Origin of the sequence: Muricoccus radiodurans (assembly GCF_050154705.1) — a bacterium.
GTDB lineage: Bacteria > Pseudomonadota > Alphaproteobacteria > Acetobacterales > Acetobacteraceae > Roseomonas > Roseomonas radiodurans.
In genome coordinates, this window is sequence record NZ_CP189561.1 from 1939923 (window position 1) to 1962453 (window position 22531).

The 22531-nt window shown below is 71.1% G+C and carries 20 protein-coding genes; 11 read left to right on the forward strand and 9 right to left on the reverse strand.

What is annotated here, in order from left to right; translation table 11 throughout:
• The first annotated feature begins 144 nt into the window (after positions 1-144).
• From ACP6CK_RS09630 to ACP6CK_RS09640, 3 genes are read left to right on the forward strand one after another with little or no spacing between them, the layout of a single operon-like run.
• On the forward strand, positions 145-828 hold the full coding sequence (locus ACP6CK_RS09630) for a gluconate 2-dehydrogenase subunit 3 family protein (RefSeq protein ID WP_426958669.1): 684 nt from the start codon (positions 145-147) through the stop codon (positions 826-828).
• Entirely contained in the window at positions 828-2594 is a 1767-nt protein-coding gene (locus tag ACP6CK_RS09635; RefSeq protein WP_426958670.1) for a GMC family oxidoreductase, read from the forward strand. Before ACP6CK_RS09630 ends, ACP6CK_RS09635 begins: the two co-directional genes overlap by 1 nt.
• The gene (locus ACP6CK_RS09640) at positions 2591-3859 is read left to right on the forward strand and encodes a c-type cytochrome (RefSeq protein ID WP_426958671.1); all 1269 of its coding nucleotides are present in this window, start codon (positions 2591-2593) and stop codon (positions 3857-3859) included. Before ACP6CK_RS09635 ends, ACP6CK_RS09640 begins: the two co-directional genes overlap by 4 nt.
• A gap of 22 nt (positions 3860-3881) precedes the next feature.
• Here ACP6CK_RS09640 and ACP6CK_RS09645 read toward each other — a convergent pair whose 3' ends face one another.
• Together ACP6CK_RS09645 and ACP6CK_RS09650 are read right to left on the reverse strand one after the other, a co-directional pair.
• A complete protein-coding gene (locus ACP6CK_RS09645) occupies positions 3882-4871 on the reverse strand; it encodes a Bug family tripartite tricarboxylate transporter substrate binding protein (RefSeq protein WP_426958672.1) in 990 nt (329 codons plus the stop codon).
• A 130-nt stretch (positions 4872-5001) separates the two neighbouring features.
• Positions 5002-6786, reverse strand: a complete 1785-nt coding sequence (locus tag ACP6CK_RS09650; protein WP_426958673.1) for a gamma-glutamyltransferase family protein — start codon at positions 6784-6786, stop codon at positions 5002-5004.
• Positions 6787-6887: 101 nt separating this feature from the next.
• On the opposite strand from ACP6CK_RS09650, the gene ACP6CK_RS09655 reads away from it, so the two are divergent.
• Together ACP6CK_RS09655 and ACP6CK_RS09660 are read left to right on the forward strand one after the other, a co-directional pair.
• A complete protein-coding gene (locus tag ACP6CK_RS09655; protein WP_426958674.1) occupies positions 6888-7865 on the forward strand; it encodes a Bug family tripartite tricarboxylate transporter substrate binding protein in 978 nt (325 codons plus the stop codon).
• A gap of 84 nt (positions 7866-7949) precedes the next feature.
• On the forward strand, positions 7950-8564 hold the full coding sequence (locus ACP6CK_RS09660; protein ID WP_426958675.1) for a flavin reductase family protein: 615 nt from the start codon (positions 7950-7952) through the stop codon (positions 8562-8564).
• Positions 8565-8571: 7 nt separating this feature from the next.
• Here the strand turns inward: ACP6CK_RS09660 and ACP6CK_RS09665 are convergent, their stop codons facing one another.
• Both ACP6CK_RS09665 and ACP6CK_RS09670 read right to left on the reverse strand, forming a co-directional pair.
• Positions 8572-9996: a nicotinate phosphoribosyltransferase gene (locus ACP6CK_RS09665; protein ID WP_426958676.1), complete on the reverse strand. Its 1425-nt coding sequence runs from the start codon at positions 9994-9996 to the stop codon at positions 8572-8574.
• 63 nt (positions 9997-10059) lie between these two features.
• Complete coding sequence (locus tag ACP6CK_RS09670) at positions 10060-11175, reverse strand: bifunctional nicotinamide-nucleotide adenylyltransferase/Nudix hydroxylase (RefSeq protein ID WP_426958677.1); 1116 nt, start codon at positions 11173-11175, stop codon at positions 10060-10062.
• 249 nt (positions 11176-11424) lie between these two features.
• Between ACP6CK_RS09670 and ACP6CK_RS09675 the strand changes: the two genes are divergently transcribed.
• The 5 genes from ACP6CK_RS09675 to ACP6CK_RS09695 all read left to right on the forward strand — a co-directional run bounded on the left by ACP6CK_RS09675 (position 11425) and on the right by ACP6CK_RS09695 (position 16069).
• The gene (locus ACP6CK_RS09675; RefSeq protein ID WP_426958678.1) at positions 11425-12627 is read left to right on the forward strand and encodes a pyridoxal phosphate-dependent aminotransferase; all 1203 of its coding nucleotides are present in this window, start codon (positions 11425-11427) and stop codon (positions 12625-12627) included.
• A 138-nt stretch (positions 12628-12765) separates the two neighbouring features.
• Positions 12766-12999 carry a hypothetical protein gene (locus ACP6CK_RS09680; protein WP_426958679.1) on the forward strand — a complete coding sequence of 78 codons (234 nt, stop codon included), beginning with the start codon at positions 12766-12768 and terminating at the stop codon, positions 12997-12999.
• Between the two features lie 84 nt (positions 13000-13083).
• Positions 13084-14154, forward strand: coding sequence for an NAD-dependent epimerase/dehydratase family protein (locus tag ACP6CK_RS09685; protein ID WP_426958680.1), 1071 nt, complete (start codon positions 13084-13086; stop codon positions 14152-14154).
• Positions 14141-14983 (forward strand): GNAT family N-acetyltransferase, encoded by an 843-nt coding sequence (locus ACP6CK_RS09690; RefSeq protein WP_426958681.1) that lies wholly within the window; start codon positions 14141-14143, stop codon positions 14981-14983. The genes ACP6CK_RS09685 and ACP6CK_RS09690 overlap by 14 nt, the downstream gene beginning before the upstream one ends.
• Positions 14984-15007: 24 nt before the next feature.
• Entirely contained in the window at positions 15008-16069 is a 1062-nt protein-coding gene (locus ACP6CK_RS09695; protein ID WP_426958682.1) for a dihydrodipicolinate synthase family protein, read from the forward strand.
• A 7-nt stretch (positions 16070-16076) separates the two neighbouring features.
• Here ACP6CK_RS09695 and ACP6CK_RS09700 read toward each other — a convergent pair whose 3' ends face one another.
• Positions 16077-18356 (reverse strand): penicillin acylase family protein, encoded by a 2280-nt coding sequence (locus ACP6CK_RS09700; protein WP_426958683.1) that lies wholly within the window; start codon positions 18354-18356, stop codon positions 16077-16079.
• 102 nt (positions 18357-18458) lie between these two features.
• Here ACP6CK_RS09700 and ACP6CK_RS09705 point away from each other — a divergent pair, with 102 nt between their 5' ends.
• A complete protein-coding gene (locus tag ACP6CK_RS09705) occupies positions 18459-20027 on the forward strand; it encodes an ABC transporter substrate-binding protein (protein WP_426958684.1) in 1569 nt (522 codons plus the stop codon).
• A gap of 105 nt (positions 20028-20132) precedes the next feature.
• On the opposite strand, the gene ACP6CK_RS09710 is transcribed toward ACP6CK_RS09705, so the two are convergent.
• The 4 genes from ACP6CK_RS09710 to ureG all read right to left on the reverse strand — a co-directional run bounded on the left by ACP6CK_RS09710 (position 20133) and on the right by ureG (position 22527).
• Entirely contained in the window at positions 20133-20732 is a 600-nt protein-coding gene (locus ACP6CK_RS09710) for a hypothetical protein (protein ID WP_426958685.1), read from the reverse strand.
• Positions 20733-20878: 146 nt separating this feature from the next.
• Positions 20879-21307: a secondary thiamine-phosphate synthase enzyme YjbQ gene (locus ACP6CK_RS09715; RefSeq protein WP_426958686.1), complete on the reverse strand. Its 429-nt coding sequence runs from the start codon at positions 21305-21307 to the stop codon at positions 20879-20881.
• Between the two features lie 12 nt (positions 21308-21319).
• Positions 21320-21889, reverse strand: a complete 570-nt coding sequence (locus ACP6CK_RS09720; protein ID WP_426958687.1) for a HupE/UreJ family protein — start codon at positions 21887-21889, stop codon at positions 21320-21322.
• Positions 21889-22527 (reverse strand): urease accessory protein UreG, encoded by a 639-nt coding sequence (ureG, locus tag ACP6CK_RS09725; RefSeq protein WP_426958688.1) that lies wholly within the window; start codon positions 22525-22527, stop codon positions 21889-21891. The genes ACP6CK_RS09720 and ureG overlap by 1 nt, the downstream gene beginning before the upstream one ends.
• Positions 22528-22531: the final 4 nt, after the last annotated feature.

A 22531-nucleotide genomic window follows, 5' to 3' on the forward strand; every position in this document is an offset into this window, starting at 1 on the left:
CCCCACTCTTGCACCGGCGCGGCGTCGGCGCGTTGCATGGCTCGGACGGGCGCTCGCCTGACGGGAGTACGATGAATGCATGGTGACGGGCGCCTCTCGCGACGCCGTTTTCTCGCCGCCACCACAGCCTTGGCCGGACTTTCTGTGGCGGCGAGCGCCGCCACGATCCGGGAGACGCTCCCCTGGTCGCCCGGCGAGGTGTATCCGCCCGAGACTGCGCGTCCGGGACCTTGGCTCTTCTTCACGGCGGAGGAAGCAGCGACGGTCGAAGCCGTTGTCGACCGTCTCATCCCGGCCGACGAACTCGGGCCCGGCGGGAAGGAAGCGGGCTGCGCCATCTTCATCGATCGCCAGCTTGCCGGTCCCTATGGTCGGGCCGACGGCGTGTACATGCAGGGCCCCTTTCCAGAAGGCGCCCTGCCGCAGCAGGGCTTCCAGTCGCCCCAGACGCCTGCCCAAGCCTATCGGGAAGGGCTCGCTGCCCTCGCAGGGCATGTCCGGCAGAACATGGGCGGCCGCAGCGTCGCGCAGCTTCCGGGAGAGGAGCTGGACCGGCTGTTGACCGCCCTTGAACGCGGCGAGGTGAAGCTGCCCGGCCTGGGCGGCGCCGCGATCTTCGACCTGCTCTTCCAGAACACGATGGAGGGCTTCTTCGGTGATCCCATCTATGGCGGCAACCGCGACATGGTCGGCTGGAAGCTGATCGGATTTCCTGGCACGCGCTACGACTACCGGGATGTCATCGCGCGCCCCAACACGCGCTACACCCTGCCCCCCGTCGCCCTGACCGGACGGCCGGAATGGGTGGTTGCCGGGGGGCGCCGCTGATGCGCCGGCTTCCCGCGAAGGACGTGGTGATCATCGGGCTCGGCTGGACGGGCGCGATCCTCGGCCACGAGTTGGTGAAGGCCGGGATGCAGGTGGTGGCCATTGAGCGCGGCCCCTGGCGCGACACCGCCACCGACTTCAACATCGGCACCGCACCCGACGAGCTGCGCTACCACATCCGCGGCGAGCTCTTCCAGCGCACCTCCCAGGACACCGTCACCGCGCGGAACAATCTCAGCCAGACCGCGCTGCCCATCCGCCGCTGGGGCAGCTTCCTGCCCGGCAACGGCGTCGGCGGGGCCGGCGTGCACTGGAACGGTCATACATGGCGCTTCCTGCCGAGTGACTTCAACATCCGCAGCCACTACCGCGAGCGCTACGGGGAGGGGATCTTCCCCGAGAACCACTCCATCCAGGACTGGGGCATCAGCTATGACGAGCTGGAGCCCTATTACGACCGCTTCGAGTATCTCTGCGGCATCTCTGGCAAGGCGGGGAACCTGCGGGGCGAGATCCAGCCCGGCGGCAATCCCTTCGAGGGGCAGCGCTCACGCCCCTACCCCACGCGCGCCATGGACATGTCGCATGCGCAGAACCTGTTCACCCGCGCGACGACGGAGCTGGGGATGCACCCCTTCCCGCTCCCCTCTGCCAACATGTCGGAGCCCTATACCAACCCGCTCGGCGTGACGCTCGCGCCCTGCACCTATTGTGGCTTCTGCGAGCGGTTCGGCTGCGCGAACTACTCCAAGTCCTCCCCGCAGACGACCGTGCTGCCCGTCCTGATGCGACACCCCGGCTTCGAGGCGCGGACGGAGTGCGAGGTGGTCCGCGTCCTCCTCTCGCCGGACCGCAAGCGCGCGACCGGCGTGGTCTATGTGGACGCCCAGGGTCAGGAGTGGGAACAGCCGGCAGAGCTTGTGCTGCTCTGCGCCTACCAGCTCTGGAATGTGCGGATGATGCTCTACTCCGGCATCGGGCAACCCTACGACCCGAACACCGGAGAGGGCGTGGTGGGCAAGAACTACGCCTACCAGTGCAACACCTCGATCAACGGCTTCTTCGACGATCAGATCTTCAACCAGTGGGCCGGCGCCGGCGCGCTCGGCATGACCTGCGACGACTACAACGGCGACGATTTCGACCACACCGGGCTGAACTTCGTCGGTGGGGCGAACATCAACTGCACCACGACCAACGCCCGCCCGATCTCCGCCCGCCCCATTCCACCCGGCACGCCGCGCTGGGGCAAGGCGTGGAAGAAGGCGACGGCGGACAACTACCTGCGCGTCTGCAACGTCGGCAGCCAGGGCAGCGTCATGTCCTATCGCGACGCCTATCTGGACCTCGATCCCACTTACAAGGACCGGCTCGGCCGCCCGCTGCTGCGGATGACCTTCGACTACCACGACAATGAGCGGCGCATGTCCGACTACGTCACCGACAAGATGGAGCCGATCATGCGCGCCATGGGCGCGAAGCAGAGCATCGTGAACCGCCGTCGCGGTCCCTGGAGCGTCGTTCCCTATCAGACCACCCACAACACCGGAGGCGCGATCATGGGCGACAATCCCCGCACCAGCGCCATCAACAAGTACCTGCAGAGCTGGGACGTGCCCAACGTCTTCGTCTTCGGCGCCTCCGCCTTCCCGCAGAATGCCGGCTACAACCCGACCGGCACAGTGGGGGCCCTCGCCTACTGGGCGGCCGACGCCATCCGGGACCAGTATCTGAAGAACCCCGGCCAGCCGCTGGTGCAGGCATGAAGCGCCGCTGGATCGCGGGGGCGGCCGGCCTCGCCGCACTCTTTCTCGGAGCCAAGCTCTACGCGGCGCCGGACAACTACGACGCGGTGGAGCGCGGGCGCTACCTCGTCACGGTGGGCGACTGCGTGGCCTGCCATCTCGTCCAGGGCACGGCGGTCGGGAACGTCCCGACCGGAGGCTCTGCCTTCGCGGGCGGCCGCGCCATTGAGACGCCCTTCGGCAACATCCTGGCCGCCAACATCACCCCGGACCGGGAGACGGGCATCGGCTCCTGGTCGGAGGATCAGTTCTACCGCGCCATGCACCACGGCGTGCGGGCGAACGGGGACCGGCTCTACCCCGCCTTTCCCTACAACTACTATACCCGCGTCACGCGGGAGGATTCGAACGCAATCTACGCCTTTCTCCGCACGCTGGAGCCGGTGCGCAACGCGGTGGATCGCAACGCGCTGCCCTTCCCGCTGGACATCCGCGCCGCGATGATCGGCTGGAACATGCTCTTCTTCGAGCCCGGAGAGTACCGGCCCGATCCCGCGCGCTCCGCCGAATTCAACCGTGGCGCCTATCTCGTGGAAGGGCTGGGCCATTGCGGTGCCTGCCACACGCCGAAGAACCGGCTGGGCGGCGATCGCGACTCCCTCCACCTCGCGGGCGGCCCGATCCAGGGCTGGTACGCGCCGAGCATCACGGGCGACGAGCGCACGGGGATCGGCGCCTGGTCGGTGGAGGAGATCGTGCAGTACCTTCGGGAGGGACGGAACACGCGCAGCGCCGCGTCGGGCCCGATGGCGGAGGTGGTGCAGTACTCCACCTCCCTGATGACGGAGGCCGACCTCCGCGCCATGGCCGTCTACTTGCGCGAACAGCCCCGGCGCGCTGCCCCGGCCGCCCCCCCGGCCGCGCTGGCCGCGGATGACTCCCGGATGCGCGCGGGCGAGGCGCTCTACCTGGACCGTTGCATGGCCTGCCACCGGCGGGACGGCGCGGGCGTGCCGGGCATCTTTCCGCGGCTGGCCGGCAGCCAAGTGGTGCAGCAGGACGGAACCGAAACCGTTCTGCGGGTCGTCCTGCAAGGCACGCGGGCGGCTTATTCTCCGCATGCCCCGACCTCGCCCGCCATGCCGGCCTTCGGCTGGCGGATGGATGACGCGCAGGTGGCCGCGGTCACGACTTACATCCGCAACGCCTGGGGCAACGCCGCATCGCCGCCGACGACCGACGATGCCCGCCGGATGCGGGAACGGCTGAGCGACCGGGTCGAGTAGCGCGTCCGCTCAGACCCGCCGATTATCCCCGCAGCAGGCCGGAAGCACGCAGCAGCGTCTCGTATTCCGGCCCCTCGCGGCGCAACGTTCCCTCGACCGCCTCCGGCGTGCCGCCATCCGCGTCGATGCCCAGCTCATCGAGGCGGCGGATGATCTCCGGCTCCCGCGCGACGGCGGCGATGTGGCGGGCCAGCAGATCGATGACCGGCCGCGGGGTGCCGGTCGGTGCGAAGAAGCCGTTCCAGGCGGTGTAGGTCGCGCCGGGGAAGGTTTCGGCGACGGTGGGCACGTCGGGCAGCTGCGGCATGCGCCGCGCGCCGGATACGGCCAGCACCCGGACGTTCCCGGCCTGCGCCTGCGGGAGCACGTCCGCCGCGGAGCCGAAATGGAGCTGGATGCGGCCGGACAGAAGGTCCGCCATGATCTGCGGCACGCCGGGATAGGGGACCATGGTGATATCCGCCCGCGCATGAACCGCCAGCATCACCGCCGCGAGATGGCTGGAGGTCCCGAGGCTGGACGTACCCGCATTGACCCGGCCGGGATGGGCCCGGGCCTCGGCGACGAACTCCGTCAGATTGCGCGCCGGCAGGTCCTTGTTCACCGCCAGGATCATGCCGTTGGTGCCGACGATGCTGATGCCGGCGAAGTCCCGCACCGGATCGAAGGAGACCGGCTGCATCCGCGGCGTCGCGAGGAAGGCCCCGCCGGCCCCGAAGAGCAGCGTGTAGCCATCCTTCGGCGCGCGCAGCACCTGCTCCATGCCGATGACGGCGTTGCCGCCGGGGCGGTTTTCCACCGGGAAGGGCTGGCCGAGGATGGTCGCGAGGCGCCCGCAGAACAGGCGGCACATGGTGTCCGTCGCGCCGCCGGCGCCGTAGGGCACGACCACCCGAACGGGCCGCGAGGGCCAGTCCGCCATCTGTGCGCCGAGCGGGCGGGACGCGAGGCCGCCGATGCCCATCGTGGCGGCACCGAGTCCGCGTCGCGTGATTCCGCGCATCCAGGCCATCGCCCTCTCCATCAACCCCGCCGGACGAAGATTAGAAACGCCGACCGCCCCTGAACAAGACGGCGAGGGTCCACCATTCCGTCCAGAGGGTGCGCCGACCACCGCGCATGAACCGTGCAGGAGGATGCCTTCACCGCCCCGTGGCATAGGCCTGCATCAGCCGCGGCGTCGCCGCCGCCATCACCTGTCCGTCCCGGCGCCGCCCCGCCGCGCAGACACGGCCGAGCGACCAGGGCCCCTGCACGCTGACCTGGTGGCCCCGGCGGCGCATGCCCTCGATCACGGCCGGCCCGAACCGCTCCTCCATCAGCAGCAGACCGGGCTCGCAGGTTCGGGGGTGGAAAGACTGCGGGAAATGCCGACTGGTGAAGAGCGGCATGTCGATGGCTGCCTGCAGGTCCAGCCCGTGGTGCAGGTGGCGCAGCAGCACGCCGAGCGTCCACTGGTCCTGCTGGTCGCCCCCCGGTGTGCCGATGCCGAGGTAGGCCTCCCCGTCCCGGGTCACGAGGGTTGGCGTCAGCGTGGTGCGGGGCCGCATGCCCGGCCGCAGCGTGCTGGGATGGCCCGGCTCCAGCCAGGTCATCTGCCCGCGCGTGGAGATCGGGAATCCCAGCCCCGGCACCACCGGCGAGGATTGCAGCCAGCCGCCGGAAGGCGTGGCGGAGACGAGGTTGCCCCAGCGGTCCACGACGTCCAGATGGACGGTATCGCCCCATTCCACCGGCAGGGCCGCGAAGGTCGGTTCGCCTCCGCCGATGCCGGCGGGCGTCTCGGCGCCCGCCATGGCCAGAACCCGCGCCATCCGCTCGGCGGCACCGGGCAGGTCGCCGGGGATGAGGGCGTGCGACGCCTCCGCGGTGATCAGGCGGCGGCGGGCGGCGGCATAGTCGTCAGACAGTAGCGTCGCCAGTGGCACGTCCACGGCGTCCGGATCGCCGTAGAATACCTCCCGATCCGCGTAGGCGAGCTTGATGCACTCGACGACCACGTGGAGGAACTCTTCGCCCGCCGGGTCCATGGAAGCGAGGTCGAAGCCGTCCAGCAGGGCGAGGACCTGCAACATCACCGGCCCTTGTCCCCAGGGTCCGGTCTTGTGGACCGTGACGCCCCGGTGGTCTCGGGAGACGGTGGGCTCGACCGGTGCGGCGTAGCGGGCCAGGTCGTCGCCCGTCAGCACGCCGCGGTTCCGCCGGCCCGTGGAGTCCAGCAGCTCTGCCGTCCGGTAGAAGCGGTCCACGGCCTCCGCCACGAAGCCGCGGTAGAAGGCGTTCCGCGCCGCCTCGATCTGACCGACACGGTCGCCTCCGGCCGCCTCGGCCTCCGCGACGATCCGGCGATAGGTGGCGGCGATGGCAGGGGTGCGGTGCAGGGCGCGGGGGCGCGGCACCTCCCCGCCGGGCAGCCAGACCTCGGCGGAGGAGGGCCATTCCGCCGGGAACATCTCCTGCGCCGCCAGGATGGTGGCGGAGACGCGGGGCAGCACGGGAAAGCCGGATTCGGCGTAGCCGATCGCCGCCTCCAGCACCGCGCCGGGGGTCCAGGTGCCGTGATCCCGCAGCAGGAGCATCCAGGCATCGAAGGCCCCGGGCACCACGGAGGGGAGCAGGCCCGTCCCCGGCACCTGGGCCAGGCCGAGCGCCGCGAAGCGCTCCAGTGTCGCGCCTAAGGGAAGCGGCCCCTGGCCGCAGATCACGACGGGCTCCGGCCGGTCATGGCGATTGAGGATGATCGGCACCTCCCCGCCCGGACCGTTCAGGTGTGGCTCCACGATCTGGAGGACGAAGCCGGCCGCCGCCGCGGCGTCGAACGCGTTGCCGCCGCGCTCCAGCACGGACATGCCCACGGCGGTGGCGATCCAGTGCGTCGTCGCGACGGCGCCGAAGGTGCCGCGGATCTCGGGGCGGGTGGTGAACACGGCGTCTGTCTCCGGGCGGTGGTCGCGGCTAGTCTCCGGGCCAGTGAGGCCCGCCGGCCCGGAAGCTGCAAGCACCCCGCCGAACACGGAGCAGGACTGCCATGCCCCTTGCCACACGACGCACCGTCCTCTCGGCGGCGGCCGCCCTGACGGCTTCTGCAGCCCGGGCGCAGGAGCGTTATCCCTCCCGCCCCGTCCAGATCATCGTGCCCTGGGCGCCGGGCGGGTCGACCGACATCCTCGCGCGGACCCTCGCGGAGCCCCTTCGCCTCTCCCTCGGCCAGCCCGTACTGGTGGAGAACCGCTCCGGCGCCTCGGGCAATATCGGGTCGTTGGCCGTCGCGCGGGCGGCACCGGACGGGCACACGCTGCTCTTCGGATCCATGAGCACGCACGCCATGAACGAGGCGTTGCTGAAGGAAATGCCCTTCCATGGCGCGAACGACTTCTCGCCGATCGCGCTGCTCGCCTACGTGCTGAACACGGTGGTGATCCATCCCTCGGTGCCCGCGAACACGATGGCCGAGTTCGTGGCCTATTGCCGCGCGAACCCGGGCAAGGTCGCCTATGCCTCGGCGGGGGCGGGGTCCACCAACCACATCTGCGCGGCGATGCTGGCGCGGATGGCGGGGATCGAGATGGTGCACGTCCCCTATCGCGGCGGCGCGCCGGCGGTGCTGGACACGGTGTCCGGCCAGACGCAGATGCTCGTCTCCGCCGGCACCCAGACCCTGGAGCATGTCCGCGCCGGCCGCCTGCGGCTGCTGGCTGTCACGGAGGGCCGCCGCTCCACCCTCCTGCCCGACGTGCCCACGGTCGCGGAGACGATCCCCGGCTATGAGATGGCGGTCTGGTACGGCGCCATGGGTCCGCGCGGGATGGCGCTGGATCTCGTTACCCGCCTGAACGGGGAGATCAACCGCGCTCTCGCCCTGCCCGCCGTGCGGGACCGCATGTCCGCCATCGGCGTCGAGGTCGCGAACATGAGCGCGGCGGAGTTCGCCGCGGTCCTGCGCGACGATGCGCAGAAGTGGCCCGGGGTCATCCGCGACATCGGGATCACCCCCGCCGACGCGTGACACAACGGGCCCTGGCCCGCCCCGCCCGCCTTGCGCACCGCGCGCGCCTGGGGTGACGATCCGCCCCCAGGACGGAGCAGCCCCTTGGACCACCATTTCTACGAGCCGCGGCTCGGCCACGGACTGGCGCATGATCCCTTCAAGGCGATCATCGCGCCGCGCCCCATCGGCTGGATCACGACGGTCAGCGCGGACGGCCGCGTGAACCTCGCGCCTTACAGCTTCTTCAACGCCTTCAACTCCAACCCGCCGATCGTCGCCTTCGGGAGCGAGGGGCGGAAGGACAGCCTGCGGAACGTGGAGGAGACGGGCGAGTTCGTCTGCAACCTCGCCACCCGTCCCCTGGCAGAGGTGATGAACCGCAGCAGCGCCCCGCTGCCCCATGGCGAGTCCGAGATGGAGTTCGCGGGGATCGAGGCCGCGCCCTCCCGCCTCGTGCGGCCGCCGCGGGTCGCGGACACCCCGGCCGCGCTGGAATGTCGCGTCCTGCAGATCGTGCCCATGAAGGACCTGGACGGGAAGGCGCTGGCGACGCACCTCGTCCTCGGACAGGTGGTCGGCGTGCACATCGACCGCGCCTACATCCGGGACGGCCTCTTCGACACGAAGGCCGCGCGCCCGATCGGGCGCTGCGGCTACCGTGGCGACTACGCCGAGATCGGGGAGATGTTCGAGATGATCCGCCCAACCCTCGGCTGAATCCCGCTCAGTCCAGCGGCGGTTCCTCTGAGCGGGCGCGGATCTCGGCGAGGGTCGCCTCGCGCCGGATCTCGCCGTTGCGATACACCTCCACCAGCAGGTCGCGCCACGCCTGCCCTTCCGCCCGGACCGTCTCGTAGCGGCCGTTCTCGCGGATGAGGGCCAGGCGACCGGCCTTGGAACGCTTGCCCGGATCGGTGGCCGGGTCCTTGAACACGTCCCGCCAAGTGTCGCCGACCAACGCGGCGCTCGCCTTCATCGCGAAGCGCTGCGTGTCCCGGTTCACGCCCTGCAGCAGCGCGCCGCCCATCCCGAAGGCGATGTTGTCGGCCGCGAAACCGCGCGTCTTCAGATTGGCCAGGATGGTGCGGATGCTGTCCTCGTTGATGCCGTCGCCCTGGATGACGCGCACGGCGGGGTGCAGCACCCGGTAGCCGCGGCCATTCACCGTGGCGCCGAAGCGATCCGCCAGCGCCTCCACCGTGTCCACCGGCACGGTCGTCGCATCGCCGCTGTCCGGCCGCACGACAACCGTGGCGCCGCACTCCTTCACCCGCTCCATCAGCGTCCCGCCCCAGATGCCGCGGACCGCATGGCTCAGGTCGTAGCTGTCGCTCACGACCGCGAGCAGCGCGCCGGGCCGGGCGAAGGCGTCCAGCATGCGCTGATAGGCCGCCGTCTCACCGTCCCGGCCCCAGGCGGTGACGGTGCTGTGCTCGGCCGCGGGGATGGAGAGGCCGGCCATCCGCTCCCCGTAGAATCGACGGGCGGCGACCAGCGCCTCCATCGTGTCGCTGCCCCGGAAGTTGACGAGGTGCGCCAGACCGCCGATGCCCGCGCTCTCGCCGCTGCTGACGCCGCGCGCGCCGAAATCGTGCAGCTTGAACGGCAACTGCCCATCCGGATCGTCCGAGGTCTCCTCCAGCGCCGTGCGGATCGCCGCCTTGAGGTGCCAGCTCTGCGTGGCGACGGTGGTGGGGTACCAGACGGCGCGCAGCAGCGCCGTCTCCACGTAGCTCGTCAGCCAGGGCAGCTCGTCATCCGTATTCTCGACCGAGAGCATGACGTGGCGCGTCGGCAGCACCGTACCCTCCGGCACCGCGCGGATGCTGACGGGAAGGTATCCACCGTGGCGCGTGCGAATGGCATCCCAGCCCGCTCGGTTGAAGGGCAAGCCGTGGGCGGTGATCAGCTCCTCCGCCTCGTCCACCATCTCGGCGGTGATGCGGGTGGCGAGATAGGTCTTCAGGAACATCTGCAGCCCGAAGACGAGCGTGCGGTCCCAGCGGCCGCCGCGGCTCTCGATATAGCTGACGATTCGGCGCGTCCCGTCGGGATAGGCGCGGAAGTGGCTGGCCTTGTAGCTGTCGGCCGTGAGGATGGGATTGTCGCAGACCCGCGCGATCGGCGAGGCCAGGGGACGAATGTACATCGCAAGGCTTCCTTGCTGGGTGGCATCCCGCCGGTCCATCCGGCGGGGCAGTAAAGGGAGGGTTCAGACGCTCTTGGGCTTCGGCAGCAGGCCCTTGAAGCGCCTGATGATGTGGAAGTGGTCCGCGAAAAGCGCCTCCTCGCGCAGATCGGCCAGCGCCTCCCACTTCACCGCTTCGGCGTCGGTGTCGGCGTGGACCTCGGGCAGCTCACGCCGCGGCTCCAGCGCGACGAGGAAGGCGTGGGTGATGATGCGGGCGCGGGGATCGCGGAAGGGCTCGTCAAAGGCTTCCGTGTGGACGACGGAGCCGCGGAGGATGCGCTCCACCACCTCCGGCCGGCCGTCGCCCAGGCGGATGGCGGTCTCTTCCCGCAGCTCGCGGATCATGCCTTCCAGCAGGGTCTCGCGGCGCGCGATCTCCAGGAAGCCGCCGGGCAGGGCCCAGAGCCCCTTCCCCGGCCGTCCGGCGCGGCGGACGAGCAGGACATGGGCGCTCTGGATCACCACCGCGTCGGTGGTGACGAAGGGCCCCTCCCCCCATTTCCGGCGGTAGTCGCGGATGAAGTCGTATTCCGTGACCAGATCCCGGAAGGCGGTCGTTCCGCTGAAATGCCGCAGGAAGCCCCGCACGCCCTCCGGCAGGCAGGCCGCCGCGCCGTCATCCACCCATTCGCCGCCGCGCGAGAAGAACAGGTCGCGCATCGGCGTGGAGGAGAAGCCGCCGAAGTTGGGGACCTCGATGCTCTCCCATTCCGGGAACTTGCGGAGGTAGAAGCTGCTCCGGTCCTTCGAATGCCCGATCAGGGCGATCCGGGGATGCTCCCCGGCGGTGGCGCGCCCCACCGTGTTCACGGCGCGCTGCACGTCCTCGATCCAGGCGTCGTCGTTGTAGAGGTGGTCGCTGACCCGGATCGTGGTGACGCGCTCGCGCTCCTCCACCGTCAGGCACGCCTCCAGCATGTGGCGGCGCTCGTCATAGGTGAAGGGATTGTGGTGGGACCGCGGCCCGTTCGCTGATCCGATCACCACCGCTAGCCGGTCCGCCGCCTGCAGGGCCGCGCGAATGACGGAGAGGTGGCCGAGATGCGGGCCGGGCTGGAAGCGGCCGATGAAGACCGCCAGATCCGCCCGTCGGGGTCGCGCCGCCGGCTTGCGCCGGAGCGTCAGGGTACTGCTCATGAGTGGCTTCCACTCGGCTGTTCCCCGGGGTCCATCCCCGGCGGTAGTGGGGCCTATCTGGTCCCGGCGTGGCCTGCCTGTCCAGGGCCGGCGCGTCGTATGTGTCGCGCGTCCCGAAGGCTTGATCGGGACGGCACGTCGTCGGGGCCCTCTTCCCCCCGGCCCGCGAGGGCGGCAGAAGCACCCCTCTCCTGCACGCCCTGCCGCCCCTCCGGAAGGCGGGCCGCGCCCAAAAGGACGTCCTGGACCATGCCCGACACCGTCATCGCCGATCCCGCCGCCGCCCTGCCCGACCGCATACAGGGCGTGGGCACGAGCCAGATCGGCCTCGTGGCGGACAAGGGCCGCGACGACCCGGACGTGGTGAAGCTCTGGATCGGGGAGGGCGACCTGCCCACCCCCGACTTCATCGTCGAGGCCGCCCACCGCGCCATGCTGGCGGGCGAGACGCGCTATACCTATTCCCGCGGCCTGCCCCGGCTGCATCAGGCGCTGAGTGACTACCACCGCCGCCACTGGGGCGTGGAGGTGGCGCCGGAGCGCTTCACGGTCACCGCCGGTGGCATGAACGCCATCATGCAGGCCTGCCAGGCCCTGCTGGACCCGGGCGAGGAGGTGATCATCCCCTCCCCCAACTGGCCGAACCTGGCGGAATCCGTGCGGGTGACCGGCGGCGTGCCGGTCAGCGTGCCCTATCGCCGCACCGCCGACGGCCGCTTCTCCCTGCCGCTGGAGGACATCCTGGCCGCGGTCACGCCGCGGACCCGCATCCTGGTGGTGAACTCCCCCTCCAACCCCACGGGCTGGGTGATGCCGCTGGCGGAGATGGAGGCGCTGCGCGACGCCGCACGGGAGCGCGGGCTGTGGATCCTGTCCGACGAGGTGTACGGCCACTTCACCTATGGCAACGCCATCGCCCCGTCCTTCCTGCAGGTCTGCACGCCGTCCGACCGCCTGATCGTCGCCAGCACCTTCTCCAAGAACTGGGCGATGACGGGCTGGCGCGCGGGCTGGATGGTCTATCCGGCGGGGCTGGAGGGCGTGTTCAACAAGCTCGGCCAGTACAACACCACCTCCATCCCGACCTTCATCCAGCACGCCGCCGTCGCCGCGCTGGAGGAAGGCGACGGCTTCATCCGCACCATGGTCTCCCGCTGCGCCGAAAGCCGCACGATCATGGTGGAGGGCCTGTCCCGCCTGAAGGGCGTGACGGTCTTCCCGCCGGAGGGCGCCTTCTACCTCATGGCCCGGGTCGAGCCCGGGGAAGCGAACAGGGGGGAGACGAGCCTCGAGCTCGCCTTCCGCCTGCTGCGGGAGGCGAAGGTGGGCGTCGCCCCCGGGACCGCCTTCGGGCCGGAGGGCGAGGGCTTCATCCGCATCTGCTTCGCCGTCAGCCCCGAGCTGGCGCGGGAGGCCGTGACGCGGCTGACGCGCGTGCTGGGCACGCGCTAGCCGCCGGACACCCCTGCCACGGAAACACCCCAAAGGCCGGGCTGAAGCGCTCGCACCCCATCCCCACATGCCGCGCGGCGGGCACGGCGCCCTGATCGGCGCCGATCAGCCCGCGCGGGAATACCGGGAAGGGTCGGAATGTCGTCGAGGCTCTGGTCGTTGGGCGTCTTTCTCGTGGCGCTCGGGATCGCGGCGTATGTGGTGGGCTGGAACACGCTGCTCTGGCTCCCGATGACGCTGCTGGACTCGCTCTGGTGGGTGCCGGCCTCGATCATCCGTGCCATCGATGAGCATCCGGCCACCGTCGGCGTGATCGTGGCGGGCGTCCTGCTGATGGTGGTCGCGCGTCTGGTCGGCCGGCGCCGGGAGTAACCGACCGGTCGTCATCCGGCACGGCCGGCTCTAAGGTCCGTCCCAAGGATTCGCGCCGGCGGGCGCGGGAGGAAGGAACGGCCCATGGCGGACACGGCGCTCTCTCCGGCGGAGACTGGCTGGCTCGACCCCGCCGACCTGCCCGCGCGCTTCGGGACGACCGAGGAGGTGGATGCCTTCCTCTCCCGTCCGAGCCGGGCGCTGGCCGCCGACCTGGCGGCGCTGGATGGCGACATCATCGTGCTCGGCGTGGGCGGGAAGATGGGCCCGACACTGGCGCGCCTGGCGCGGAACGCCGCGCCGGGCAAGCGGATCATCGGCGTGGCCCGCTTCAGCGAGGCCGGGCTGCGCGAGAGCCTGGAGGCGAACGGCGTCGAGACCATCGCCTGCGACCTGATGGACCGCTCCGCGCTGGAGGCCCTGCCGCGCGCGAGAAACGTGATCTTCATGGCCGGCCGGAAGTTCGGCGCCGCCGGCGACCAGCCCCTGACCTGGGCGATGAACAGCCACCTGCCCGCCATGGTGGCGGAGGTCTACAAGGCATCGCGGATCGTTGCCTTCTCCACGGGCTGTGTCTACGCCTTCGTGCCGGTCGATGGCGGCGGCGCGACGGAAGCCACGCCCCTGACCCCGCCCGGCGAGTACGCGAATTCCTGTATCGGGCGGGAGCGGATGATCGGGTATTTCTCGAACGTGCATGGCACGCCCGCCCTGCTCCTCCGCCTGAACTACGCGATCGATCTCCGCTACGGCGTGCTCTTCGACGTCGCGCGCAAGGTGAGGGACGGGGAGCCGGTGGACGTCACCATGGGCCATGTGAACGTCATCTGGCAGGGCGACGCCAACGCCCAGGCGCTGCGCGCCCTGCGCCACTGCGCCAGCCCCGCCGTGGCGCTGAACGTGACGGGACCGGAGACCATCTCCGTCCGGTGGCTGGCCCAGGCCTTCGGGCAGCGGCTGGGCAAGGCCCCGATCATCACTGGCCAGGAGGCGCAGACCGCCTGGCTGAACAACGCCGCCGAAGCGGCCCGGCTCTTCGGCTATCCGCTGGTCCCGCTCGCCCGGATGATGGACTGGGTTGCGGATTGGGTGGCGCGGGGCGGCAGCAGCCTGGGCAAGCCCACGCATTTCGAGGTTCGGGATGGCGCCTACTGAGGCCGCCATCCGGACCCTGACGCCCGATGCCATGCCCGGCTGCCTCTCGCTCTCGGCGGAGGCCGGCTGGAACCAGGTGGCGGCGGATTGGGAAATCTTCTTCCAGCGCGGCAGCGTCTTCGGCGTCCGGAACGGGACGGGCGAGCCGATCGCGAGCGGCGCGATTCTTCCCTTCGCGGATGGCGGCTTCGGCTGGATCAGCATGGTGCTGGTCACGGCGGCGGCGCGCGGCCAGGGCTTCGGCACCCACATCCTGCGCCACTGCATGACGGCGCTTCGCGCTATGGGGCTGTGCCCCGTGCTCGACGCCACGCCGGCCGGCGAGCGCATCTATGCTCCGCTCGGCTTCCGCGTTCAGTTCGGCCTCACGCGCTGGCGTGGGATGGCGACCGGCACCCCGGGACAGGGCGGCCTGCCGCCGATGACGCCCGCCGCTCTACCCGCGCTGGCGGCCGCGGACCACGCGGCCTTCGGCGCCGACCGCGGCGTGCTGCTCCGCCATCTCCTCCATCGCGCACCGGCCCAGGGCTTCCGCCTGCCGGATGGCAGCGGCTTCGTCCTCGCCCGTCCGGGACGGCAGGCCATCCAGATCGGCCCCATCGTCGCGCCGGAGGAAGGATCGGCGGCACGCCTGCTGAACGCCGCCCTCGCCGCCGCGCGCGGTCCGGTGATCCTCGATCTCGCCGACCGCTGGGCGTCCCTGGCCGAACTCCTGCGCGCCCGCGACTTCCGCCCCGAGCGCCCATTCCGACGCATGGCCCATGACCGGGCCGAGCCCTTCGGCGATCCCGCCCGCCTCATGGTCGCCGCGGGGCCGGAGCTGGGCTGAACCTTTCCCGACAGGACGATCCGCATGGGCCTCCACCGCTCCGACCTGCCGCCCGAGGTGACGGGACTGCTCCGCAAGGGCGTAGCGATCCCCGCGCACCCCCTGGCCCTGAACGCCGAGCGCCGCTTCGACCGCCGCCACCAGCGGGCGCTGACCCGCTACTACGTGGATGCGGGGTCGGGCGGTCTCGCCGTCGGCGTCCACACCACGCAGTTCGAGATCCGCGACGTCGGCCTCTACCGCCCCGTGCTGGAGGCCGCGATGGAGGACAGCCGCGCCTGGACCAGCCGGCCGCTCGTCATGGTGGCGGGTCTCGCCGGCCGGACGGAGCAGGCGGTGGAGGAGGCGCGCACGGCCGTCGGCCTCGGCTACCACGCCGGGTTGCTGAGCCTGGCAGCCATGAAGGGCGCCTCGCCGGACGAGTTGCTGGCGCATTGCCGCCGCGTCGCGGAGGAGATCCCGCTCGTCGGATTTTACCTCCAGCCCGCCGTCGGCGGCATCTCGCTGGATGCGGGCTTCTGGCGCGACTTCTGCGCCATCGACAACGTCGTTGCCGTGAAGGTGGCCCCCTTCAACCGCTACCGCACGCTCGACGTGGTGCGCGGCCTGATCGAGGCACGGGCCGAGGACCGCATCACCCTCTACACCGGCAATGACGACCACATCGTCCTCGACCTGATCACGCCCTTCACCCTGCCGCGCGACGGGGTGCCAGTGACGGTGCGCTTCCGCGGCGGGCTGCTCGGCCACTGGTCGGTGTGGACACGCGGCGCCGTGCAGTTGCTCGAACGTCTCCAGGCGGCCGTCGCCGCCGGGCCGGTTCCGCCCGATATCCTGGCCCTGGACGCCACCGTGACCGACTGCAACGCCGCCTTCTTCGACGTGGCGAACAGCTTCCACGGCTGCATCGCCGGATGCCATGAAGTCCTGCGACGGCAGGGCCTTCTGGAAGGCACTTGGTGCCTGAATCCGAAGGAAGGACTGAGCCCCGGCCAATCCGAGGCGATCGACCGCGTCCTCCGCCTCTATCCCCAGTTCTCCGATGACGCCTTCGTCGCGGAGAACCGGGAGCGCTGGCTGTCCTGATCGGCCCCTACGGGGTCAGGGTCTGGGTCGCGGTTGCCTCGCGCGCGATCGTCGCCCAGTCGTGCCGCATCGGGACCATGCGGCACGCCGCCCACTCCGGATGCTGGTCCGCATAATGCGCGCTGCCCGGATGGCCTGACGCGCCGAGGAAGACCGCCCAGCGGCAATTCTCCCAGGCGCCCACGTCGAAGGCGTAGCGGGCCAGCGCGCCATAGGTCGCCCGCACGCCGAGAGGCGCGACGATCCCGTTCGCCAGCACCACGTCCCCGTCGCCCCCGATCGGCAGCGAGGGTGGGTCGAGCACCGCCGCGGCCTCCGGGAACACGGCGGAGAGCGGGTGGGTGAAGCGGGGCTGGTGCACCTCCCCCCAGGGCGTCGCGGGCGTGGACGCGGCCTCTTCCAGCGCATCGCGCATCAGCGCATCCCAGGTCTCGCCGCCCAGCAGCGATTCATCGCCCTCCCGTAGCAACGCCGGTACGGTCCACCAGAGCTGCGTCAGCGGCGCCACGCCGGGCGCGACCTGCAGCCAGGGGTGCTTCGACAGCGCGCCGAGCCCGCTCCGCGCCGCCACGGCGCGCGTCAGCGCCAGCCGCCACGCGATGTAGCGCGACGGCACGGTGCTGGCCGCCTCCATCCGAGCGTCCCAGCCCAGCAAGGCCGCGCGCAGAGCCGCGGCCGCCGGGGAAAGCGGCAGGACCATCGCGCGCAGCCGCGCCATCATGTCGCGCGCCGGCAGGGACAGCGTATCGCCATGGATCGCCGCCGCTCCCTCCGGGGTGCGGGCGGCCTCATCCTCCTCCAGCCGTGCGGCCACGCGCCGGGCGCGGTGCGGCGGGTGGCAGTCCGTGCAGAGGTAATCCGGATGGTCGTCCGCCACCACGCGGTTGTTGGCCGTCACGATCACCCCGCCCGGCGGGTCGATCAGTCGCGGCATCTCGTCATGCGCGATCCAGCCCTCCCACTCGTGCTCCCCGGTCCAGCCGGGCACGGGCAGCCATCCGTTCAGCCGCCCGCGCCGCGGCACGCGCGCCCGCAGGAGCCACCCCGTGTGCCCCGCCACATCCCCGGCGACGAGATTGTGGTCGATCAGCCCCCAGCCACGCGTCGCCTCGAACAGCTCCTCCACGCCGGAAGTGCGGAGCATGCGGGGCAGACAATCAAAGGAGCGGTCCGTCTCCGCGAACTGTACGGAGCGGAGCGTGAGCGCGGTGTCACGACGCGGATCGCCGCAGATGACCGGCCCGTGCCGCGTCTCCACCACCTCTACCGTCCGGGGAGCCTCGCCCCGGATCGCAACCGTCTCGGTGCGGTGCCGCACCGGCTCCCATGCGCCGCGGAATCGGGCCTGCGTCCCGTCTTCGCTGAATTGCTCCAAAAACAGGTCGTGAATGTCGGCGAAGGTGTGCGTGACGCAGTAGGCGACGCGGCCGTTATGCGCGAAATGCGGGAAGCCGGGCACGCCGGGAACCGTCAGGCCGATCACGTCGAAGTCGGGGCAGGCCACATGCCCCTGTGCGTACATGTTCGGGACCTCGAAGACGCGGTGCGGATCGCCGGCCAGCACGGGCCGCCCGGTGCCGCTGCGGGACGGCCCCACCGCCCAGTTGTTGCTGCCGCCGCCGGTCAGGTCGGGTGCGGCGACCTCCATCAGGGCCGCCGCAGCCGGGGCGAGGTCGGCGAGGCCGGCCCGCCAGCGCTCAGCCTCCGCGCCCTGCGGCATAATCAGTACATCGCTCCCGCCATCGTCGTAGCGCAGCGCCGTGACGGCCTCTCCCGCGATTGGAAGCGCCGCGGCGCGCCACAGCTTGAACCAGACGGAGCCCATCAGCAGGCCGAGGCGCCGCATCACCGCGATGCAGTGCCACCCCTCCCAGGGCTCCGGCTCGGCGCCGAGCAGCGTGTATTCCATCGGCCGTGGCGCGTCCGAGGCGATGAAGGCGTTCACCCCCGCCGCATAGGCCGCGATCATGGCCGACGCCTCCTCACCGAGCGCCGCGGCGTCGCGGCGGGACGCCGCTTCCACGCCCAGTCGTCGGGAGAGCGCGTCCGCCTCGAAGGCCGCAGGCCCCAGCCATTCCGCGGAGCGCCCAAGGCCGCGCCGGCGGTTCAGCTCCATCTGGAAAAGCCGGTCCTGCGCGTGCACGAAACCCTGGGCGAACCAGGCATCCTGCACGTGGGCCGCACGGATGTGGGCGACGCCTTGCGCGTCGCGCTGCACCGTCACGCTGTCCCGCAATCCCGCGGCCCGCAGCGTGCCGTCCGCGGGCGGGACCGCCGCGCGCGCCATGCGCCGAAGCTCTTCGATGTACACACGACCTCCAGGAGAAAGGCTTGCGTCCAGTTTGATATATCAAATACGCTTCCGGCAAGGGACGGCGGGAGACGTGCGATGACAAGTGCCTCGACCACGCGGCGCGTGGCGCTGCTGACGGCCGGCGCCGCTCTTGCGGCACCCTGGCTTCCGCGCCCCGCGCGCGCCGCCGGCAACGTGAACGCGGTGCTGGAGAGCGAGGTCGTCATCCTCGACCCGCACGTCACGACGGCGGCGATCACCCGCAGCTTCGCGACGCACGTCTTCGACACGCTCTTCGCCATGGACGGCCAGGGCGTCATCAAGCCGCAGATGGCGGAGGCTTGGGAGACATCGCCCGACGGCCTGACCTGGACGTTCCGCCTGCGGGACGGGCTGCGTTGGCACGACGGTGCACCCGTCACCGCGGCCGATTGCGTCGCCAGCCTGGAACGGTGGGCGCCGCGCGATTCCCTCGGCCGGATGCTCTGGGCCGCCAAGTCCGAGGTCACGGCCATGGACGCACGGAGCTTCCGCATCGCCCTGACGAAGCCCTTCCCGCTGATGCTGGACGTCTTGGGCAAGCCGAATGCGCCGCTGCCCGTCATGCTGCCGGAGCGCCTGGCGCGCACGCCGGGCGACCAGCGCATCCGCGAGATCATCGGCTCCGGCCCGTTCCGCTTCCGCGCCGCGGACTGGCGGCCGGGCAACGTCATGGTGCTGGAGCGCTTCCCGGACTACCGCTCGCGCGAGGAGCCCGCCGATTTCCTCGCGGGCGGGCGGCACGTGAAGGTCGATACGGTGACCTGGCGCGTCATGCCGGACCAGGCGACTGGCGCCACCGCCCTCATCGCGGGCGAGATCGACTACATGCAGTATCTTCCCTTCGACTGGATCGCGCGACTGGAGCGCACGCGCGGGGTGCGCCTGCTCGGCCTCGGTGGGATCCAGCAGTTCCTCGGCAACTTCCGGCTTAACCACGCCTTCCCGCCCTTCGACGACCCGGCCGTGCGGCGCGTCATGTGGAAGCTGGTGGACCAGACCGCAATCCTGACCGCCATCGGCATCCCCGAGCGCTTCCGCGCCCCGCCCTGCCCCTCCTTCCTCATGTGCGGCGGCCCCTTCTCCAGCACGGCGGGGCAGGAGGCGATGCGGCTCAACGTGGCGGAGGCGCGACAGATGCTGCGCGCCACCTCCTATCGTGGGCAGCCCGTCATCTTCCTGACGGTCTCCGAGAGCATCAGCCAGACGGCTGCGCGGGTCGCCATCGCCTCCATGCAGGAGGCCGGGTTCACCGTGGATGAGCAGGTGATGGACTGGGGAACCGTCCTCGCCCGCCGCGGCCGGCGCGAGGGGTGGAGCGCCTTCGCCGTCTACGCGAACGGCACCGACATGCTCTCGCCGCTGACGAACTTCTACGTGTCGAACACCTGCGCGGACTACCCGGGCTGGGACTGCGACCCGCGCGTGAAGGCCGCCATCGAGGCCTTCGCCGCCGCCCCGGACGGCGCGGGCCGCCAGCGCGCCGCAGCCGAGATCCAGGCCCTGTGCGTGGACCACGTGCCGAGCGTCATGTGGGGCCAGTTCACCATCCCGGCCGGCTACCGCGACCGGCTGCGGAACCTGCCGCAATCCTCCTACCCTATCTTCTGGGAGGTGGAAGCCTGACGAGGCGCCGGGGGGATACCATTCCCCCGACGACTCATCTCTATTGGTCAGACTGCCTCGTACCTTTGAACCGGCTCAACGCGGCGGCTGCCGCGCTGGCACAAGCTAGCTTCGGCAGACGCCTGGGCGGGTCGGCACCGTGCCGGCCCGGGCGGCGGCATGGCCCTCGCGGCGCGGCGCGGGGCACAACTCCTCACTCCCGCGAACCCGGACCGGGCGCTGCGCCCCGGCCACGAGCGGCACCGGCGTTGTCACCGCGGCATCATGTCCCCTGGCGCCCGCCGCGTGATGGATCGGCTTCGCCGGCGCCTCTCGTCGGGGCGCGGAGGCCGTGGGCGCCGGCCGGTGCTCCTGCCGCGCACGCCCTTCGGCCCGGTCCGCCGACCGTGGCGAGGGCGGGCTCGCCGGGGCTTCCGCGGCGCGCCGGAAGCGGGGCAGCACCTCCTCCGAGAGATAGCGCGCGACGTTCGGCGTCCGCACGACCTCCCGGTAGGTGTCGATCGGGACTTCCAGGAACTCCTCCCCGCCGCCGCCGCGGCGCCCCATGCGGAGCCGTCCGGGTCCGGGCGGGTCGCCGCACCAGCGCGCAAAGGCATAGGCCGGCGCGGTAAGGGTCGAGGTGCTGCAGGTCTCGGCCCGCGCCGGCGGGGCCAGCGCCGCCCCGAGGACAAGGAAACACGACCCGAGAAGGGCTAGACGGCTCATGCGGCACGGCTCTGCGGCGTGGAAAGGGGACGGATATCCCGGGGACCGCCCGACGGAAAGACGGGGACCCGCCGGGACACCACATGGGCGCGGGCCGTGATCCTGCGGCCATAGGTTCATGGCCACCTCCCGGCGCGCATAGGGGATCAGCCCGGTTCGCCGATCAGATGCAGGACCAACTCCCGGCGGTGCGGGCTCGTCCGGTGTTCGTAGAGATAGATCGCCTGCCAGGTTCCCAGCACGGGACGCCCATGCTCCACCGGAACCGAGATCTGCACCGCGGTCAGCGCGGCCCGGATATGAGCCGGCATGTCGTCCGGCCCCTCCTCGTCGTGCCGATAGGTCGCCTCGCCGCCATCGGGCACCAGCCGTCGCAGGAACGCCTCCAGGTCCGTCCGCACATCGGGCGAGGCATTCTCCTGCACGAGGAGCGACGCGGACGTATGCCGGCACCAGATCGTCAGCAGCCCGGTGCCGATGCCCTGACCGGCCACCCAGTCCCGCACGGCGCGGGTGATGTCGGTCAGGCCCCGACCGCGCGTGGCCACCTCCAGCCGGTGCAGGGCCTGCTTCACGGATTGGGCGGTCTAGCCGTTCAGCAGCACGACGAGCATGGCCATCGCCATCGCCGCACCGGCAGAGCGGGTGAGGATGTGCAGGCGTGGCACCCGGACCCGGCCAAGCGCCAGACCGGCCGCGTGCAGCCCGGCGGTCGCGAGCAGGAAGCCCGCGGCATAGGCCACCGCCCCGGCGCCCGTCGCCAACTCCATCCCGTGCGCGTGTCCGTGGAACAGGCCGAAGAGCGCCGCGAGCCCGACCGCGACGGCCAGCGGCGGCCGGGTGGCCAGTGCCACCAGCGCTCCCAGCACGATCACCGAGGCAGCGATCCCCGCCTCCACCATCGGCAGGGCCACCCCGTTGATGCCGAGCACCCCGCCCAGCGCCATCGCGCCGAGGAAGGCCGCGGGCAGCACCCAGGCAGCTCGCCCGCCCAGCAACCCGGCCCAGAGGCCCACGGCGACCATGGCCATCAGGTGATCCAGCCCGCCGAACGGGTGTCCGACACCGGCGAGGAACCCGGCCACATGGCCGGCGCCGGTATGCGCCAGCGCTGGCAGCGGCAGCAGGAGAAGGACGGCGGGAAGCAGGCGGCGCATCAGGCGACACTCCCTTGGGCGGCGGGGCGGGAGGCGATCCCGCCGGACTGAAGGATGAAGTCGGCGATCTCGGCCACGCCCCGGTTCTCCTTCAGGTTGGTGAAGAGGAAGGGCCGCTGCCCGCGCATCTTCCGGGAATCGCGGTCCATCACGCCGAGGTCGGCGCCGACCAGCGGCGCGAGATCGATCTTGTTGATCACCAGCAGGTCGGACCGCGTAATCCCCGGCCCACCCTTGCGCGGGATCTTGTCCCCCGCCGAGACGTCGATGACATAAATCGTCAGGTCCGCCAGCTCCGGCGAGAAGGTGGCGGCGAGATTGTCGCCGCCGCTCTCGATAAAGAGGATCTCCAGATCCGGAAAGCGCTCGTGCATGTCGTGCACGGCGGCCAGGTTGATGGACGCATCCTCGCGGATCGCGGTGTGCGGGCATCCCCCGGTCTCCACCCCCACGATGCGCTCCGGCACCAGCGCGCCGGAGCGGGTGAGGAACTCCGCATCCTCCCGCGTGTAGATGTCATTCGTGATGACGGCGATATCGTGGCTGTCGCGCAGGTGCTTGCAGAGCCGGTCCGTCAACGCGGTCTTGCCGGACCCGACTGGCCCGCCGATGCCGACGCGGAAGGGGCCGTTCCCCATTCGA